The sequence below is a fragment of the Rickettsia sp. TH2014 genome, from assembly GCF_019249195.1.
GTDB classification, from domain to species: domain Bacteria; phylum Pseudomonadota; class Alphaproteobacteria; order Rickettsiales; family Rickettsiaceae; genus Rickettsia; species Rickettsia felis.
This window is the reverse complement of record NZ_MXAX01000189.1, coordinates 1-2810: the sequence shown is the minus strand read 5'-3', so window position 1 is coordinate 2810 and position 2810 is coordinate 1. Positions and strand designations below refer to the sequence as shown.

Genomic DNA, 2810 nt, shown 5'->3' with positions numbered 1-2810 from the left:
AAATTCTGTAAATCAGCATTTTTACTGGATTGCTTCGTCGAATTACTACGTAATTCTTCTCGCAATGACGAAAAGCAGGTCTACGCAACAATGCTTCACGGGAATGACATAGAATAGAAGTCCGGTACTATAGGTCAAGCCACTGAGTGACGGCGGTAAAACCGATCCATGCAGCAATGTCTCCTCGCAATAATGGAAGCGTGCAATGCAACAAGACGAGTTTATTAGACCTATTGCATAACATATCTTATGGAGATATAGACTTAGAAGTCCATACCGCCCATGCCTCCCATACCACCACGCATTGGCGGCATTGAATCTTCTTTATCAGAAGGCTCGTCAACAATTAAAGTTTCCGTGGTAATAATTAACGAAGCAACGGAAGCAGCATCTTGAAGTGCAGTACGCACTACTTTAGCCGGATCGATAATTCCTGCTTTAATCATATCGACATATTGCATGTCTTGAGCGTTAAAGCCATATTTTTTATCCTTATGCTCTAGTAATTTACCAACTACTACGCCACCGTTTTCACCGGCATTTTCAACAATCTGTTTTAACGGATCTTTTAGAGCTTCTATTACTATTTCAATACCTGCTTGTTGATCCTTGTTATCTACTTTAAGATTTCTTAAAGTTTGTGAAGCGTGAAGTAATGTTACACCGCCCCCTGCAACAACACCTTCCTCAACTGCTGCTCTTGTAGCAGCAAGCGCATCTTCAACACGATCTTTACGCTCTTTCACTTCAACTTCTGTAGCACCGCCGACCTTTAATACGGCAACACCGCCGGAAAGTTTAGCTAAACGCTCTTGTAGTTTTTCTTTATCATAATCAGAAGTAGTTTCAGCTATTTGAGATTTAATTTGTAATACCCTATCTTCAATATTTTTCTTATCACCGTTACCGTCAACAATTACGGTATTTTCTTTAGAAATTGTTACTCTTTTTGCCGTCCCTAGACTTTTAATACTCACATTTTCAAGCTTCATACCTAAATCTTCAGTAATAAGCTCACCTTTAGTTAGGATAGCAATATCTTCCATCATTGCTTTTCTTCTATCACCAAAACCTGGGGCTTTTACTGCCGCAACTTTTAAACCACCACGTAATCTATTGACTACAAGCGTTGCAAGAGCTTCACCCTCAACATCCTCAGCAATAATTAACAGCGGACGTTGTGATTGTACTACGGCCTCAAGTATAGGTAACATCGGTTGTAAATTTGATAATTTTTTCTCAAATAATAAGATGAAAGGATTTTCAAGCTCAGCAACCATTTTCTCGGGATTCGTTACAAAATACGGTGATAGATAACCCCTATCAAACATCATACCTTTAACTACTTCAACATCGAAGCTAAAATTCTTTGCTTCTTCAACGGTTATCACGCCTTCTTTACCGACTTCCTCCATTGCCTTAGCAATCTTCTCACCGATTTCCTTATCACCGTTTGAAGAGATAGTACCAACCTGTGCGATTTCCTCTTGGCTATTGATTTTTTTACTGGATTTTTTAATTTCTTCTACTACTGCGTTTACTGCTAAATCCATACCACGCTTTAAATCCATAGGATTATAGCCCGCTGCGACTAACTTATTACCCTCACGAGCTAATGCTCTAGCAAGTACCGTAGCTGTAGTAGTACCATCACCGGCTACTTCTGCAGCTTTTGTAGCAGCTGATTTTAATAGCTGAGCTCCTGCATTTCTAATTTTATCTTTTAACTCGATCGATTTTGCAACCGTCACACCGTCTTTGGTAATTTTCGGTGAACCGAATGATTGCTCGATAAGTACATTTCTGCCTTTTGGGCCTAAAGTAACTTTTACTGCATCTGCAAGTATATCAATGCCTTCCAGCATTTGCTCACGAGCTTTTGAGCCGTGTTTAATAAGTTTTGTTGCCATATTTAATTTCTCCTTAAAATAAATAATTAATTAATAATACCAAATACGTCGCTTTCTTTCATGACGATCAGTTTTTCGCCTTTAATTTCAATTTCGGTGCCTGCCCATTTACCGTATAAAACTTTATCGCCTATTTTTAGCTCTAAAGGATGAATTTCACCTTTTTTATTACGAATACCGTTACCTACGGCTACTATTTCACCTTGCATCGGCTTTTCTTTTGCGGTATCAGGAATAATAATTCCACCTTTAGTTTTTTCTTCGTGTTCGATAGGCTTTATTGCAATTCTATCATGTAATGGTTTAAAAGACATTTTAACCTCCAATTATTAAATCTTTAAATGTACATACTATATATATTTTATTTTTGCTAGTTCAAGGGGAAAGAATAATTTTTTTTACGGACCTCTTTCAAATTCTTCTTTGTTTATACAAGAGGTCTATTCTTTCTCAAAATCCTCTAAACTAGTGCCGTGTTTAGTTTTGCTCCATTTGAAAGTACAGAAAATTATTTCAAATACTGCTTTATATGAAGCGATGGTATGTAATATAAAATAGCTATCCCATAAAACCAACGCTACTATATCCTGAAATTTTACTTTTCCGCTTTTTAAAGAATTCTTTAATATATACAGAGCAGTACTATAAGAGATATAAAAACGAAATAATACTATTAACAAGCCATAAATAATTAATTATAGAATTTTTATTTATAACAATAGAAAATATTATAAAAGGTAAACTCCAAAAATTATAGGTAGATAAGCCGATAAAAATATAAGTTGTTATTACTTGCAATAAAGTGAATTTTCGGTATTTATCTTTTTGTGCTTTAAATACAAAAATGTTTGTAGAAAACCTTTAATCCACATTGTAATAGTTGAGATTTAATCTTACATT

General features: G+C 35.6%; 3 protein-coding genes. All 3 read right to left on the bottom strand.

The window, feature by feature from the left end; all coding sequences use genetic code 11:
- Positions 1–263: 263 nt before the first annotated feature.
- Positions 264–1910, bottom strand: a complete 1647-nt coding sequence (groL, locus tag KYQ89_RS03830; RefSeq protein ID WP_218460483.1) for a chaperonin GroEL — start codon at positions 1908–1910, stop codon at positions 264–266.
- A 26-nt stretch (positions 1911–1936) separates the two neighbouring features.
- Entirely contained in the window at positions 1937–2224 is a 288-nt protein-coding gene (locus KYQ89_RS03825; RefSeq protein WP_218460482.1) for a co-chaperone GroES, read from the bottom strand.
- A 126-nt stretch (positions 2225–2350) separates the two neighbouring features.
- Positions 2351–2590: a hypothetical protein gene (locus tag KYQ89_RS03820; RefSeq protein WP_218460481.1), complete on the bottom strand. Its 240-nt coding sequence runs from the start codon at positions 2588–2590 to the stop codon at positions 2351–2353.
- Positions 2591–2810 lie beyond the last annotated feature (220 nt).